The organism is Dinghuibacter sp. (assembly GCF_035492835.1).
Classification (GTDB): domain Bacteria; phylum Bacteroidota; class Bacteroidia; order Chitinophagales; family Chitinophagaceae; genus Dinghuibacter.
Window position 1 is genome coordinate 1 of sequence record NZ_DATJIY010000013.1, and the last position, 16,298, is coordinate 16,298.

Sequence of the window (16,298 nt, forward strand, 5' to 3'; positions counted from 1 at the left end):
AAAAAGGGCGGCTGGGAAATCACCATCAAGCCCAAGGACAACCGGGACGTCAACCAGATCAACCTGAGCGTCTCGAGCGCGGGCTACGCCAGCCTCCGCGTGACGTCGGTGAACCGGCAGGCGATCTCGTACAGCGGGGAAATCGTGAAACGGCGAAAAGCTCGCCCTTGATCCATCGGCATTGTTAGACGAAAAGAACAGGGTTGTCGCCCTCGATTTATCCTAGTTATGGGTTCCTTGCCCCGGTTCTCTAACATAAATTCCCTGGGAAAAAGTGTTAGTTGGGGCTTAGGTCTCACACGACGTTCCAAAGGCGAACCCTATTCCTATTCTCGTTTATTTCTGGTTGTTGCACGTGGCGTTTTCCGGGAACGGGAAGTTCGCGGACGTTCCCGACGCCCGGCGCGTACGGACGATGAAGGGCCACGCCCTCCGGCCTGCCCTGATTCTTGCGCAGGGCGCTCAGGCTTCCTCGTCGTAGAAGAGCTTGTAGTATTTCTTCCCTGTCATCTCGTCGTATCCCTTTTCGATCAGGTCCCGGCGGCCGTGGATATACACGTGGAAGTTCTTGTCGAGCTTCAGGACGCTTTTGAACACCTTTTGCTGGCGTTGCACCGCGGCCCCGTGGATGTCGAAGCCATCGCCGAATTCGTACTGGCGCGAGTCCTCGTAGTGCTTTTTGTATTCCATGAACGATTCCCGGACCTCGGGGTGGAACAACACCTCCTCGGCGAACTCGGCTTCGGTGAATGTGTCATTCGACTTGAAGTAGTTCATTGAGCGCCCCATAAGATCGATCTGGTCGGATTTTGCGACCTCGAACTTTTCGGGGTATTCGTTTTTTATAAAATCCTTACAAAGGTCGAGGTAGTGGTTGGTATGGTGGTAACTGTCCGCGTACGGCTGTACCTGGAGGAAGTCGCGTACCCAGTACTGCGTGTCCTGTTTGGCGCCCGTATCGACGAGACAGACCTTGTAGCCCTGGTCTGCGTCGGTGTTGAAGATCAGGCAACCCTTGTCCAGTTTCCGGATGTCGATGCCCTCTTCGTGGATGACCTCCCAGCTTTTGCCATGGGGGAACACCTTTAAAAAGGTCTCCTTGGTTTCGGATTTGAAGATACCGACCGCGGACACCTCCTGGCCGTTGAAGGGAACGTTCTCAAAGCGGGCCACGTACAATTCCCCCTCCTTTACCTTGACGTGGGTCGACTTCCCATACAGGAACTGAGCGATGAGGTGGGACTTGGCCAGGAGGCTGTCGCGGTCCTTGAATATCCCGCCGACGTATTGATATATTTCGTTGAGGTTTACGTCGCTCAGGTGGGTGAAGTGATAGCATTCCTGGTCGTTGAAGGGCGAGAGGAAATACTTTATCAGCAGGCCCCGGACGATGGGGTCATTGAGCGTTAAAGCGTTAGGCGAGAGCTGGAGGGATTCGCCCCGGGTGGGGTTGCCAATTTTGTGTACCGCCACCTCCGAAAGGTGGACGTCTTCTATACCGGTCATGGCGGCAAATGTAAGGTAAACGTCCCGGCCGTCGCGGGGATGGGCGACTGTTTGATTTTTGTAACTTTTGGGTTGATTCGGGCAAGCCGGCCGCCGGGCGGGATTTATACCTTTGCGCCATGAGCACCATTTCTGCAACCTACACGATAGGTGGCGACCTGAAGGTCAACCGTATGGGATTCGGCGCAATGCGCATCACCGGCAAGGGTATCTGGGGGCCCCCCAAAGACAAGGCCGAGTCGCTCCGGGTCCTGAAACGGGCGGTGGAGCTGGGCATCGACTTTATCGACACGGCCGACAGCTATGGCCCGAACGTGTCGGAGGAGCTGATCTATGAGGCCCTGCATCCCTACGCGGATGGGTTGGTGATCGCCACCAAAGGCGGTCTGCTCCGCGCCGGCCCCGACCAGTGGGCGCCCGATGCGAGTCCCGCGCACCTTCACGAAGCCCTGGAGGGCAGCCGGCAACGGTTGCACCAAAAACAGATCGACCTCTATCAGCTCCACCGCATCGACCCCAAGGTCCGCCTGGAGGATACCCTCGAGTTCCTGAAGAACGCGCAGAAGGAAGGCAAGATCAAACACATCGGTTTGTCCGAGGTTAGCGTCGCCGAGATCGAAAAGGTGCGCAAACACATAGACGTGGCCTCCGTACAGAATAAATACAGCGTCGACTACCGCCGCTGGGAGTCGGTCCTCGACTATACCCGGAAGGAGGGTATCGCCTTCATCCCCTGGTTCCCGCTGAACGCCAATAACATGGATGCCATGCACGTATTGGAAGACATTGGTAAGAAGGCCGGCGCCACCGCCCACCAGGTCGCCCTGGCGTGGCTCTACCACCACTCCTCGAACATTCTCCTGATTCCTGGTACTTCCAGTGTCGGCCACCTGGAGGAGAACTACGCCTCCACCCAGGTACACCTGAGTACCGAGCACATTGAGCGGTTGGACGCGATCGGCCGCGCGAGTATCCAGTAGGCCCGCCGGCCGCCCCGGGGCGAAAAAAAGGGATGAATGGTAGACAGACTTGTCTGAATACCTCGTAACTTTGCACCATGCAAGCGGATACATCGGTCCGGGAGACAATCATCTCGACCGCCACGCGGCTCTTCCTCAGCCAGGGATACAACCAGACAGGCATTAATCAGATCATCGAAGAAGCTGGGGTGGCCAAGGCGAGTCTCTACTATCATTTTCCCTCCAAGGAAGACCTGGGTGTCGCCTATCTGCGGACCCGGTCGGAAAAATGGCGTGCGGGCAGGGATGGGTATGTGAACGAAGGAAAGGATGCCAGGGAGAAGCTGATCCGCGTATTCGAGTACCGGTGTTTGTGGTTGGAGCAGAGTGATTACGCCGGTTGCAGTTACACGAGGATATTGACCGAGCTGCCCCAGCAGGGCACGAAGCTCAACAAACAGGCCGTAGCTAACAAGGAAGAGCAGAGGTTGTATTTCCAGGATTTGGTAGGGCAGCTCGATTTTATCCCCGACGGCAGAAAAAACGATGTGGCAAACACGGTATTCCTCCTCTTTGACGGGGGCACGCTGCAATGCCAGGTATATAGGAATCTTCAACCGATGGAAAACGCCCGCAACGCCGTCATGGAACTGTTGCGCTGCCATACCAAAGCTTAGTCTCACTCCGCGATTGTCTGTCAGGTCGTAGACAGCCGGCTTTGCCCGGACTGCTCCCGGCCAACCAACCTATTTAATGGTAATTCAAGAATTATGTGGATCGTAAGATTGGCACTTAGGAGGCCCTATTCCGTAGCGGTAATGGCCTTCCTCATCCTGATCATGGGCATCCTGTCCATCAAGTCCATGAACGTGGACATCTTCCCGGTGATCGACATCCCGGTGGTAACCGAGGTATGGAACTACCCGGGCCTGTCGGCTTCCGACCTGGAAAAGCGCGTGACCTTTATCGCCGAGCGCGGCATTTCCACTTCCGTGAATGGCGTGGAACGGATCGAGTCGGTTTCGCAGCCCGGTACGGCTATCCTCCGGATCTATTTCCAGAAGGGCGCCGATATCGGCGCCGCGATCGCGCAGATGTCGGCGACGGCATCCACGTCGCTGCGGTTGATGCCGCCGGGTATGACGCCGCCGACGATCCTCCAGTTCAACGCGTCCAACCTGCCCGTCGCGCAGATCACCATGAAGTCGAAAACCCTGTCGGAGGACAAGATATACGACTACGCGCTGAACTTTATCCGTATCCGGCTGTTTACGGTACCGGGGCTGGCGACGCCGGCGCCCTTTGGCGGTAAGACCCGCGAAATCGTCGTGGACGTGGATCCAAAGGCGGCCAACGCCAAGGGGTTGTCGACGATGGACGTGGTCAACAGCCTCCAGACCTCGAACATCATCCTGCCCGCAGGTACGGCCCGTATGGGGACCCGGGAATACAACATCATGATGAACTCCAGCCCGGACCTTGTCAGCCAGTTCAATGACATGCCGGTCAAAACCGTCAACGGGGAAGTGGTGCGCATGGGTGAGGTGTCGCACGTGTATGACGGTTTTGCGGACCAGGTCAACGTGGTGCGGGTCGACCGGAAACGCGCGGCCTACCTGACGATCCTGAAAAAGGCCGACGCCTCCACGCTGATGGTGGTGGAGGCCGCTAAGAAGCTGATCCCGCAGATCCAGGAAGCCGCGCCTAACGGGCTCGAGCTGAACGTCGACTTCGACCAGTCGGTCTTCGTATCGGCCGCCATCGAAAGCGTCCTTCACGAGGCCGTCACGGCGGCCATCCTGGTATCGCTGATGATCCTATTCTTCCTCGGGAACTGGCGGAGCATCATCATCGTCTGTACCTCCATCCCATTGTCGATCCTGGTGGCCATTATCTACCTGAAGCTGACCGGGAATACGCTCAACATCATGACGCTGGGCGGTCTGTCGCTGGCGGTGGGGATGCTCGTGGACGACGCCACGGTGGAAGTGGAGAACATCGAGCGCAACCGGAACCTGGGGCGTCCGCTGACCATCGCCATCCTCACGGGGGCGCAGGAGATCGCGGTCCCCGCCCTGATGGCGACCTTGGCGATCTGTATCGTTTTCTTCCCGGTGGTCCTGTTGACGGGGCCCTCCCAATACCTCTTTATACCCATGGCCATCTCCGTCGTCGTGTCGATGATGGCTTCCTATATCCTTTCCCGTACGCTGGTTCCGGTGCTGGCGCGGATGCTCATGTCGGGCATGCTCGCGCACGGCCAGCCGTTGCCGGACGAAGCGAGCGCCTTTGCGCGCTGGTCCTACCGCTTCAACCACGCCCGGGATAAGGGTTTTGACCGTTTTAGAGACGCCTATGGACGAGTATTGTCGATGTTCCTGAACCATAGAGCGGTAGTCCTTAGCGTGGCAGTTGTGATCCTGGGCGTCTCTTTGCTTTTGCTAAAAGTAGTGGGTACCGACTTCTTCCCGTCCACTGATGCGGGGATGATGAAACTGCACTTCCGGGCGCCGGTGGGTAGCCGCATCGAGGAGACGGAACGCCTGGTCGACTCGGCCGAGGCGCGTATCCAACACATCATCCCGCCCTCCGAGCTCCAGACGGTGAATGACATGCTCGGCGTGCCGACCTTTTACAACCTCGCCTTCGTACAGACGGACAATACCAGCAGTATGGACGCGGAGATACTGATCGCGCTCAAGCCCGACCACAAAACGAAAACCGCCGACTACCAGCAGCGCATCCGCAAGGACCTGGCGGACAACTTCCCGGGTTGTACGGCGTATTTCCAGTCCGCCGACATCGTCACCCAGGTGTTGAACTTCGGGTTATCCGCCCCCATCGACATCCAGATACAAAACAGCAATTATGACCAATCCTTCGCGATAGCCCGCCGGCTCCAGGATTCGCTCCGGACCATTCCCGGGGCGGAGGACGTCACGATTAAACAGATCCTCGACTATCCTACCTTCCGGCTCAATGTGGACCGCGTTCGCGCGGGTGAACTGGGACTTACGCAACGGGACGTCGCCAACAACATGCTGGTCGCGCTGTCGAGCAGTTCGCTGGTCGACCCCTCTTATTACATCAACCCCACCAACAGCGTTAACTATGTGGTAGCGGTAAAGGTGCCCTACCAGATGTTCGACAATATGGGCGGGTTGCTCAATACGCCCATCACCAATGGGAACGCACCCATCGCCCAGACAGCCGGCATTACACCTACCGACCTCCCGACGGCGCCGGCCCAAACCCTCCGCAACTTGGCCACGGTCAGCATGGAGAACCAATACAACCTCATCAGCCACTATACGGTGCAACGGGTGATGGACATCACCGCCAACGTGGAGGGGAGCGACCTCGGTACGGTCTCCAATGCCATCGACCAAAAGATCGCCGCCCTGGGCAAGCTGCCGACGGGTGTACACATCGTCGTGAGGGGGCAGCCCGAAGTGATGCACAACTCCTTTAGCACGCTCGGGCTGGGGCTGATCCTGTCGATCGTCCTGGTGTACCTCCTGATGGTGGTGCTCTTCCAGTCCTGGCTGGACCCCTTTATCATCCTGTTTGCGGTACCGGGCGCCTTCCTGGGTATCCTCTGGATGCTCACGATCACGCATACCACTATCAACGTCGTGTCCCTCATGGGCTCGATCGTGGCGGTGGGGATCGCGGTGTCCAACTCCATCCTGATGGTCAGCTTTGCCAACGAAGTCCGCATCCAGAAGAACCTGGGTCCGCTGGAAGCGGCCCTGGAAGCGGGCCGGACCCGGCTCCGCCCGGTGCTGATGACCGCCATCGCGATGATCCTGGGGATGATCCCGATGTCCCTGGGTACGGGCGCGGGCGGGGAACAAAACGCCCCCCTGGGCCGGGCGGTGATCGGCGGGTTGCTGGTCGCCACGATCGTGACCTTGTTTATCGTCCCGGTGATCTACTCGGTGCTCCGCAAAGCGCCGCCCAACCGCCACAGCATGGACGCCGACTTCCAGGCGGAGATCGCGGATATGGATATGTATACTTCTAAAAACGAAAACCTATAAGTTATGAGTCAAACCTCCACAAAATCGAGCCTGCGCATTTGGATCGGCGGAGGCTTACTGGCCGCGGCGGCGGTGATCAGCATCCTGTTGCTCATGGCCCGGCAGAACAAGACCTACGCGGACGAGACCAAGAGCCGCCTGGCCGGGGTAAAGGCCGGACCCATCGTCAAGGCCGTCAAGGTCGGTGACGCCGCCTCCGGGCAGGACCTGTCCCTGATCGGGGAAGCCCGGCCCTTCCAAAGCGTCACCCTGTACGCGAAGACCAGCGGGTACATGGACAAGATCTTCGTCGACAAGGGCGACAAGGTCCGCCAGGGGCAGCTCATGGCCACCATCGTTTCGCCCGAGACCGACCAGGCGTACCTGGCGGCAGTGGCCGACCTCGAGAATAAAAAGAAGATCCTGGCCCGGGACGAGCAGCTCCTCCAAAAGGAATACATCGCCCCCCAGGACAAGGAGCAGGTGGAGACCGACGTCCGCGTCGCCACGGCCCAGGTTGAGTCGCTCAAACAACAACAGGACTATAAGAATATCACCGCGCCGTTCTCCGGGACCGTCACGGCGCGTTATGCCGACCCCGGCGCCCTGGTGCAGAACGCCACCAATTCCCAAACCAGCGCCCAGCCGGTCGTTACCGTCTCCGAACTCGGCCGTATCCGCGTCTATGTCTACGTGGAGCAGGCCGTGGCGACCTATCTGAAGGAAGGGTATCCGGTGCGCATCACGCTCACCGAACGGCCCGACGTCAATATCAAGGCGTCGATCACCCGGATTTCCGGTGAGCTCGACCCCAAGACGCGGATGGAGCTGGTCGAGGTCGACTTGTCCAACCAGGACGACATCATCATCCCCGGGAGCTATGTGAACGTGCTCCTGAAGATGCCCACGGCCAGCAACGGTCACCCGCAGGTGCCTTCGGAAGCCCTGGTGATAAAGGACAAAATGACGACCGTCCCCGTGATCCAGCCCGACAGCACCCTGGTGTACAAGCCGGTGAAGGTCGGCGACAACGATGGCGTGCACGCCACCATCCTCGATGGGATTCAGAACGGTGACGTCATCGGCGTCAACGTCGGGGCAGGGTATAACAATGGACAAAAAGTAAGGATAGCGCAATGAGGAGGATTCTTATAATGGCGTTGGCCTTGAGCGGCGTAGCCCGCGCACAGGTCACCACACTCAGTTTACAGGACTGCGTCGAGATCGGCGTAACCCGGTCCACGCCCGTCCTGCAGGGCAACAACGCCGTGGCCCTGTCGGCTACACAGGTGCTCGAATCGTACGGACAACTTTTTCTGCCCGACCTCACCGCCGGGGCAGGTTATAACTACAGCGTAGGGAACAATTTCTACAGCACGGTCGGCCCGGAGCTGGTCAGGACCAACCGGAGTGCGTTTGACTACCAGCTCACCAGCAGCATCAACATCTTCAGCGGGTATACCAACCTCTCCGCCTGGAAGGCGGCCAAGCTGGGGCACCAGAGCGCCGAGCTGAGCCTGGAGTGGGCCAAGGAGGAGATAGCCCAGGACATTACCCAGTCCTATTTGCAGGTCATCCTCGACCGTAAGTTTGTGGACCTGGACAGCGATAACCTCCGGATTTCGAAGGGGCGCGAAGACCAGCTCACCGCCCTGACCGACGTCGGTCAGCGCGCCAAAACCGACCTCTACCAGCAACAGGCGCAAACGAGCCGCGACCAGCTGACGCTGATCAACGCCCGGAACCAGTTGCGCAGCGACAAGATCCTCCTGCTCAAAAAACTGCGGCTGGATTCCCTGGAGAAATATGAATTCGCGGATATGCCCATCGACGACGACCCCCGGGCGGATTCGTACGGGAACGAGTCCACGCTTGTCCAGAAGGCCTTGACCGACCGCGTAGACCAGGAAGCCCTCCGTATAAATACGGAGGCGGCGGACTGGGAGATCAAACGCTACAAGGGCGGTTACCTGCCCCGGGTCAGCTTCGGGGCCGGTTTGTATGACGCGGGCGCGTATTTTAATACCCTCTATGTCAACCACGCCGACGCGATGCCGGCCAGCCAGTCGCCCTTCTACAACCAGCTGTACAAGCAGATTAACGGGGTTTTCGGGATCAACGCCACCTGGAATATCTTCGACAAGTACTACACGAAATCGAACGTTCAGGCGGCCCGTATCCAGGCGGACAACACCCGGATAGACCTCCAGGACAACCAGGTAGCCATCGTTTCCCAGGTCCGCCAGGCATACGGCGACTACACGACGGCCATACAGCAGGTGGCCACGGCGGCCAAGGGTTTGGTCGCGGCCCAGGCTGCTTTTGACAACCTCACCGGGCGCTATCAACAAGGCGTGTCGGATTTCATCGACCTGTCCAACGCGCAATTAGTTCTGCTCCAGGCCAAGCAGACGGCGGTCCAGGCGTCGCTGTCGATCATGCTCCAGAAGCGGGTGATCGACTTTTATACGGGACACGAATTAAAATAAACCAATAACTAACAGGTAACTATTACGCGCCCCAAATAACGGTATATTGCGAAACCTCCGGATACCTCGTGCCCGGAGGTTTCGGTCTATATGATGGGACGTCTCTCGGGTTCTACTTGCCACAAGCTTTTGCTGACCATCTGGATGGCGCTTTTCGCTGCCGCGGCCCTGGCTGGGTCGGGGAGAGAGGCGCCGGTTGCCGTTAATGGAGTGTTGGACCTGAGAGGCGTAAACCTGGCGGAACAACCGCTGACGCTCGATGGCGCCTGGGCGTTGTACTGGCGCCAGTTGTCCCTTACGCCCCAGGGCCGGCCGGCCTACGTGGAATTTCCCCGTCTCTGGAACAAGCTCGATCTTCCCTCCAAGGGTTACGCCACCTATACGCTTACGGTATTGCTGGACAAACCGACGAGCAACCTGGCGATGGATGTGCCGGACTGCTATACCAGTTTCCGGCTCTTCCTCAATGGTCAGCCCTTGTGTAACAGTGGTTCGCCGGATACCACGGCAGAACGGGCGGTGCCGCACTGGGTCAATCAGACCGTCGACATGCCCGATGGGCTTGACACCCTCCGGCTGACGCTCCAGATCGCCAATTTCTGGCACTCGAAAGGCGGTCCCTACAAACAAATGCGGATCGGCAAGAGAAGCGCGCTCTTTTTGCAACGCAACCGCAACATGGCGGTCGACTTCCTGTTGTGCGGCTGTTTGTTCATGGGCGGGTTGTTTTTCCTGGGTCTTTACCTGTTCGGCCGGCACGACAAGGCGATCCTTTTCTTTTCCCTGTTTTGTGTAACCTATAGCTATAGGCTGGTGGGCGCTTCCTTTTATGCGCTGCATACGGTCTTCCCCAGGCTCAGCTGGTTCCTGACGATCCACCTGGAATACCTGACGCTCTTCCTGAGCATCACCTTCCTGGTGGAATACGTGCGCCGGTTGTATCCGGAGGACGTGAACCACAAAGCGATCAACGCGATGGAGTGGTTCTGTCTCACTTTTGCCGTGCTGTCGGTCATCACGCCGCCCTCCGTCTTCACGCGTCTGATCAACCCTTTCCTGATCGTGATGTTCGCCTATATCGCGTATACCGTGTACGTATACATCATGGCGGCCCGGCGCAGACGGATCGGTTCCGTCTATGCCTTGCTGAGCATGGGGGTGCTGATGGTGACGTTCACGGTCCTGAACCTGGAATACCTGGGTTGGGTCGGCCGCACGCAAGGGGTGCAGGCGATCGGGTACATCGCGTTCTTTTTCCTGCAATCGCTCATCCTGTCCTTCCGTTTTTCGCACGACCTCAAGACCGCCAAGGTCCAGGCGGAACAGGGCGCCCGCGCCAAGTCGGAGTTCCTGTCCTCCATGTCCCACGAAATCCGAACGCCCCTCAATTCGGTGATCGGGATGACGCACCTGCTGCTGATGAACGAAACCAGGCCCGACCAAAAAGAGCAGCTGGAAGTGCTGTTGTTCTCAGCCAACAACCTCCTCTCCATCGTCAACGACATCCTCGACTACCATAAGATAGAAGCGGGCAAGATCGAATTCGAATCCATCCCCATCGACCTCCGCGACCTGGCCGCCAACATCGTCGCCGGGTTCCAGTCGTTCGCCAAGGAAAAGAACATCGCGCTCCACCTGGACGTGGACCCGGGCCTTACCGAAACCGTCACGGGCGACCCCACCCGTCTTTGCCAGGTCATCAACAACCTCGTCCACAACGCCATCAAATTTACCAACCGCGGTTCGGTCTGGTTCCGCGTCAAGGCGGAGACCCGGGAATCCGGCTCGCTCCGGGTGCTTTTTTCGGTGGAGGATACCGGCATCGGCATCTCCGTGGACAAACAGCGCCAGGTCTTTGATGAATTCGCCCAGGCCGATTCCTCGACATCCCGCAGCTACGGGGGCACCGGGTTGGGGCTGACGATCTCGCAGAAACTGCTCCGGATGCGCGGCAGCGAGCTCCACCTGAAGAGCGAATTGGGAAAGGGGTCCACCTTTTATTTTTCGCTCACTTTCCCCGTAGTGACGGCCGAAGCAACGGCCGCGGCGCCGGTCAGGACCCAACGGCCGCACCCGGGCGAAACCTCGGTGCCGCCCGCGGCGGTGCACGCGCAGCTGACCGGCCCGACGGAGCTTTCCTCCAACGGCACGTCGGGCGACGACGGCGCGCCGCTGGCCGACGTCTGCATCCTGCTGGTCGAGGACAACCCCCTCAATGTCCTGGTGACGACAAAGGTCCTGCATCGCTGGGGCGCCCAGGTCGAACACGCGGGCAACGGTAAAGAGGCCCTGGAAAAGCTCAACCCCCTGGTCCACCGCCTTATCCTCATGGACATGCACATGCCCGTCATGGACGGCTATTCCGCCACCATGCGCATCCGGGAAATGGGTCTCACGCTGCCGATCATCGCCCTCACCGCCAGCGTCGCCAAAGAGGAGCACAAGGCGTTGTACAATTTTTACATCGACGAGGTCGTGACAAAGCCGTTTCACCCGGATCAGCTGCTGCGCGCCATCCTGAAGTGCCTGGCGCAGGAGAATTAGTGCGCCGCCGCCCGCTTCCGCGCCGCATCACCCGCTCCCGCACCGCGCATCGCTTTATGAGTCGCTCCGCCCGGCTTGCGCCCGCGGAAATTCCGTATCTTGTCGCAGTATGCGCTCACTCTGTCTCGCCGCCTGTATGTTGTTGTGCGCCGCCGCGGCGGACGCGCAAACCGCGCGCGCGCTCCCCATCATCGCCTATTACTCCGGACGTGCCACCATGGTGGACAGCTTTCGTATCGAACAGGTTTCCCACGTCATTTTCTCGTTTGTGCATTTGCGGACCGACTCGCTGGCGGTGATGAACGCAAACGATACCCTGCGCATCCGCCATCTCGTGGCGCTCAAGGCGCGCAACCCGTCCATGAAGGTGATCCTCAGCCTGGGCGGTTGGGGCGGCTGCCGGACCTGTTCGCCGGTATTCATGTCCAAAAAGGCGCGTAAGAAGTTTGTACAGACCACTAAGAAAACGCTGGAGGACTTTCACTGCGACGGCATCGACCTCGACTGGGAATACCCCGCCCTGGCCAACGTACCCGGCTATCCCTATGCCGACGCCGACCGTGACAACTTCACCGACCTGGTGCGCCGGTTGCGCCGGAAGCTGGGGCCCCGCTACGAGATCAGTTTTGCCGCCGGCGGCTTTACCCATTACATCCGGCAGAGCATCGACTGGAAAAAGGTGACGCCCTTCGTGGACCGCATCAACCTGATGACCTACGACCTCGTCAACGGCTACGACACGGTGACGGGTCACCATACGCCGCTGTACTCCAGCCCGGGCCACATCGAATCCATCGACAACGCGGTCCGGATGCTCGATTCGTTGGGCGTGCCGCCTTCGAAGATCGCGATCGGCCTGGCATTTTATGGTCGCATCTTCGATAACGTGGACAGCGTTTCCAACGGTCTTTTCCGCCCCGGTCATTTCCGTTCGGGCATCAGCTACCGCAACATACCCGCCCTCCTGTCACCCGACAGCGGATTTGTATACCACTGGGACCCCACGGCCCAGGCGCCCTTTGCGTACAGCCCCTCGCGGCGCTGGTTCGTCACCTTTGACGACGCCGCCTCCGTCCGGTTGAAAACACGGTACGCGATCGACCACGGGCTGGGCGGCCTGATGTTCTGGGAGCTGGCCGAAGACGCGTTCGAGGGCGGCCTCCTCGAGACCCTTTACAACGAAGACCATCACTGAATATGCATTACCTACCCCCATCCGGCCGGTACAGCCATATGTCCTACCGCCGCTGCGGCAAAAGCGGGCTACGCCTGCCCGCCGTTTCGCTGGGACTGTGGCACAATTTCGGCCATGTAGACGTCCTTGAAAACTCCAGGCGCATCCTGCACACCGCCTTCGACAGCGGGATTACCCACTTTGACCTGGCCAACAACTATGGGCCGCCTCCCGGTTCCGCGGAGGAAAATTTCGGTAAGATCCTGCGCGACGATTTCCGCGGCTACCGGGACGAGATGATTGTCTCCACCAAGGCCGGTTATACCATGTGGGACGGCCCCTACGGCGACTGGGGCTCGCGCAAGTACCTCGTCGCCAGCCTGGACCAGAGCCTCCGGCGCATGGGTCTGGACTATGTAGATATCTTTTATCATCATCGACCCGACCCGGAGACGCCGCTGGAAGAGACCATGGGCGCGCTGGATCACATCGTCCGCCAGGGAAAGGCCCTCTATATCGGTCTGTCTAACTACAGGCCTCCCGAAGCCGCGCGCGCCTTTACGATATTGCGTTCGCTCGGCACCCCCTGTCTCATCCACCAGCCGAAATACTCCATGATGGAGCGCTGGGTAGAGGACGGCCTGCTGGACTTGCTCGGTAAGGAAGGCGTCGGTTGTATCCCCTTCAGCCCGCTGGCGCAGGGGCTGCTCACCGACAAATACCTGGGCGGTATCCCCGCCGATTCCAGGGTCGCCAAGCCCCACGGCTTCCTCAAGGAGCACCAGCTCACCGACCAGAAGCTCGCCGCCGTCCGCGACCTCAACACGCTCGCCGGCGCCCGCGGTCAGACGCTGGCCCAGATGGCGCTGTCCTGGATCCTCAGGGACCCCCGCGTCACCTCGGTGCTGGTGGGCGCCAGCAAGCCCGAGCAGCTGCTCGATTCACTGAAGTGTTTGGAGAATGTGACGTTCGATGGGGAGGAGCTGGCGACGATCGATAAAATCCTGAGTCGCGCCTAATCCAGCGCCGGCGCTTTTTCCGGATGCTCCCGGTATTCGAACATCAGCCGGATCTGTTCCCCGGTCACGCGCTCGACGGACAGGTCCGGCAATTCGTCCGCCGCGAAGAACCCCGCGCCAAGTATATCGTGCGATGTCTTCAAAGTTCCATCCGCCACTGGCAGACACTCGATAAATAACTTGTACGTATAGTCCAGCGCCGGAGGGTGCGCGTGCATCTTCTTATCCAGCACCGCCAGCAGCCGCCCCGGTGTGGTGTCGAGCCCCGTTTCCTCCTTCACTTCTTTCTGCGCGACTTCCGTGGGCGTATACCCCACGTCCGCCCATCCTCCCGGCAGGGACCACAGTCCGTCGGCCCGTTCCCGCACCAGGAGGATGCGTCCTTCTTTGTCAAAAACGACGCCGCGCACGTCCACCTTGGGCGTTACGTATTCCTTTTCTCCCAGGAAGTATGTCCCGAGCTTTTGTTTGGTTTCCCCGGTGGCCATCGCCATCAGCTCCAGCGCGATCTCATGGAGCTCCTCGTAGCGTTCGATGTCGTAAGGGTTGGGCGAGTACGTAAGTCCGATCTGTGCGAGGGCCTGGATACGCTTGGCGTGGTCTAACAAGGTGGGGGTGTGCATGCCGCGAAGATACGGCCGCGAGCCCAAAGGGCGCCAAAGGACCCTACACAATGCAAGGAGGCCACCAGGAATGGCGGCCTCGTACATCAGAGATTAAAAAATAGAAAAAAACCGACTTAAATATGGTGTAAGAATGTTAGGCGAACTTTAGGCGCTCTTCAAGAGATAGAAACACTACAATGATACATCCATACCATTGCAAGGTTCAATTTTTTTTGGTCAATATGCGGAGGAAATGGTCGGTACGCCCGGAGAACCCAGACTACACAGCATTTTCTCATGTCTACTTCAATACGTAAAATGAAATTACATAAAGCGGTGTTAAAAAACAAAATTATCTAGGTTGACTAATTCTTGATTGGCACCGACGTAGAGCTGGGGGCATTGAAGTCCAATTCTTCCGCGGGGACGTCCCAATAATCGAGGTATTGGTAGTCCATGGTACAGGGGAGCGCCTGGAAAGAAGTGGTTCCCAGATAGGTACCCGGAACTACTACCACGGCGTTCTTCCGGCCGCCGCCCGAGGCCACGGGTTCGTTGACGCTCCAGCGACGCATATCGTAAAAGGCCACCCCCCGCATAAACAACCCCACCCGCCGTTCGCTGTGGAGCTGGGCGACCGCCGGGTCCAGCGTCAGGCCGGTGTGCGCGGTGGCCGGCAGACCGGCGCCCTCGGCGTTCCTCACGTTATCGAGTGCGGTCAGCCCGCCGTCGATGTCACCGGTATACATCAGGGACTCCGCGATCATCAGCTCATTTTCTTCCGGGGTACACGAAACCGGTACCTCGCCCAGGTTGTTGGTGGTGGCAAAACTGCCCCCGTTTTCGATGGTCACCGCATAGTACCGCGTCCCGAACTGGAGTCCCCGGTTACGCACATTGACCTGGACGTCGGCGGGATCGAACTGGGCGAAATTCCTGGTAAAGCGCTGGTCGCCCGGCTGAAAGTCCTGGATCAGGCGTTCGCTGACATAGGTGAAACCCACGTTGTCGCCGATCAGGTCATAGGGGTGGTAAAATCCCCCGGACAGGTCGTTGGTCCCGTCTTGCCGCTGGCCGTACTCGAAAGAATAGTCGTCCGCCTGCAACCCCTTTTGGGCCAGTGCCAGCACGGCGTTCCAGTCGGTGGCCGTCATGGACTTCACCTTGTGGTTGACCAGGTAGTTGCGCGCCTGCATGGAATAGATATGCCGCGCCCACATCTGTGGATCGATGATGTTGGTGTTGTCGCAGAAATCCGGGATGACCGCTTCCAATACTGTCTGGTAGTCCGCCGTGTTGGAGAGCGTCCCCAGCACGGACAGACAGGCGTTGAAGTTCTTGTCGGCTTCCGCCAGTATATCGGTATTGGAGACATATCCATCGGACGTCGTGCCGTCGGTGGCGTCATTGATGACGCCGGCCACGTACAACGATCCGACCCTCGAGTAGAAGTAGCCCTTCCACCAATACGCCCACGCCCGCAGGGCGCCTTTTTTGGTAGCGGTATCGCCGCTCATGGTCAGGGCCGGGTTGTCCAGGGCCTGGAGCAGCAGGTTGCACTGGCCGATCTCGTAATAGCTCAACTCCCATTCATACATGAACACGTTCAATTCTCCCGCCTGGCGGGTATTGGTGCTTTGCAGCTGGTCCTTTTGGGTAGGCCCGATGGGGTTCTGGACCACCGTCCCGTTGGGGAGGGTGACCGTATAACACTGTTCGGCCCAGCGCCAGCCCCAGTTGCCCCAGGGAGACCAGATCTCGTCCCCGACGATCGAGTGCATGGTCATCATGATCACCCAGATGTTCCCATCGCTGGTATTGGACTTCTCGTAGATGCCCAGGGCGAAGTCCAGGATGCCCGATTCACTGGTCAGCGAAGCCGGGGTGGGGTTGTTCGGGTTGTTCAGCTGCAGGACCTTTTTCTGGCAGCCGGTCGCCATAATTATGGACAACAGTAATATGGATAGTCTTTTCATCGTA

At 59.0% G+C, this 16,298-nt stretch carries 12 protein-coding genes; 9 read left to right on the forward strand and 3 right to left on the reverse strand.

Features of this window, described 5'->3' with window-relative positions; all coding sequences use genetic code 11:
• Nucleotides 1-171 (forward strand): DUF4251 domain-containing protein (locus VL547_RS24090; protein ID WP_414648326.1); only part of this gene is annotated, 171 nt, incomplete at its 5' end.
• A gap of 291 nt (nt 172-462) precedes the next feature.
• Here VL547_RS24090 and VL547_RS01020 read toward each other — a convergent pair.
• Nucleotides 463-1,506: a nucleoid-associated protein gene (locus VL547_RS01020; RefSeq protein WP_325574223.1), complete on the reverse strand. Its 1,044-nt coding sequence runs from the start codon at nt 1,504-1,506 to the stop codon at nt 463-465.
• 119 nt (nt 1,507-1,625) lie between these two features.
• Here VL547_RS01020 and VL547_RS01025 point away from each other — a divergent pair, with 119 nt between their 5' ends.
• From VL547_RS01025 to mgrA, 8 genes are all read left to right on the forward strand, one after another.
• On the forward strand, nt 1,626-2,486 hold the full coding sequence (locus VL547_RS01025; RefSeq protein ID WP_325574225.1) for an aldo/keto reductase: 861 nt from the start codon (nt 1,626-1,628) through the stop codon (nt 2,484-2,486).
• 77 nt (nt 2,487-2,563) lie between these two features.
• Nucleotides 2,564-3,142 carry a TetR/AcrR family transcriptional regulator gene (locus tag VL547_RS01030; protein ID WP_325574227.1) on the forward strand — a complete coding sequence of 193 codons (579 nt, stop codon included), beginning with the start codon at nt 2,564-2,566 and terminating at the stop codon, nt 3,140-3,142.
• Nucleotides 3,143-3,235: 93 nt separating this feature from the next.
• On the forward strand, nt 3,236-6,508 hold the full coding sequence (locus VL547_RS01035; RefSeq protein WP_325574229.1) for an efflux RND transporter permease subunit: 3,273 nt from the start codon (nt 3,236-3,238) through the stop codon (nt 6,506-6,508).
• 3 nt (nt 6,509-6,511) lie between these two features.
• Nucleotides 6,512-7,627 carry an efflux RND transporter periplasmic adaptor subunit gene (locus VL547_RS01040; protein WP_325574231.1) on the forward strand — a complete coding sequence of 372 codons (1,116 nt, stop codon included), beginning with the start codon at nt 6,512-6,514 and terminating at the stop codon, nt 7,625-7,627.
• Nucleotides 7,624-8,976, forward strand: a complete 1,353-nt coding sequence (locus VL547_RS01045) for a TolC family protein (RefSeq protein ID WP_325574234.1) — start codon at nt 7,624-7,626, stop codon at nt 8,974-8,976. The genes VL547_RS01040 and VL547_RS01045 overlap by 4 nt, the downstream gene beginning before the upstream one ends.
• Nucleotides 8,977-9,066: 90 nt before the next feature.
• Nucleotides 9,067-11,520: an ATP-binding protein gene (locus VL547_RS01050; protein WP_325574235.1), complete on the forward strand. Its 2,454-nt coding sequence runs from the start codon at nt 9,067-9,069 to the stop codon at nt 11,518-11,520.
• Nucleotides 11,521-11,629: 109 nt separating this feature from the next.
• Entirely contained in the window at nt 11,630-12,715 is a 1,086-nt protein-coding gene (locus VL547_RS01055; protein ID WP_325574237.1) for a glycoside hydrolase family 18 protein, read from the forward strand.
• 2 nt (nt 12,716-12,717) lie between these two features.
• On the forward strand, nt 12,718-13,713 hold the full coding sequence (mgrA, locus tag VL547_RS01060) for an L-glyceraldehyde 3-phosphate reductase (protein WP_325574239.1): 996 nt from the start codon (nt 12,718-12,720) through the stop codon (nt 13,711-13,713).
• Here mgrA and VL547_RS01065 read toward each other — a convergent pair.
• Both VL547_RS01065 and VL547_RS01070 read right to left on the reverse strand, forming a co-directional pair.
• The gene (locus VL547_RS01065; RefSeq protein WP_325574241.1) at nt 13,710-14,336 is read right to left on the reverse strand and encodes an NUDIX hydrolase; all 627 of its coding nucleotides are present in this window, start codon (nt 14,334-14,336) and stop codon (nt 13,710-13,712) included. The genes mgrA and VL547_RS01065 overlap by 4 nt on opposite strands.
• 347 nt (nt 14,337-14,683) lie before the next feature.
• Nucleotides 14,684-16,294 carry a RagB/SusD family nutrient uptake outer membrane protein gene (locus VL547_RS01070; protein ID WP_325574243.1) on the reverse strand — a complete coding sequence of 537 codons (1,611 nt, stop codon included), beginning with the start codon at nt 16,292-16,294 and terminating at the stop codon, nt 14,684-14,686.
• Nucleotides 16,295-16,298: the final 4 nt, after the last annotated feature.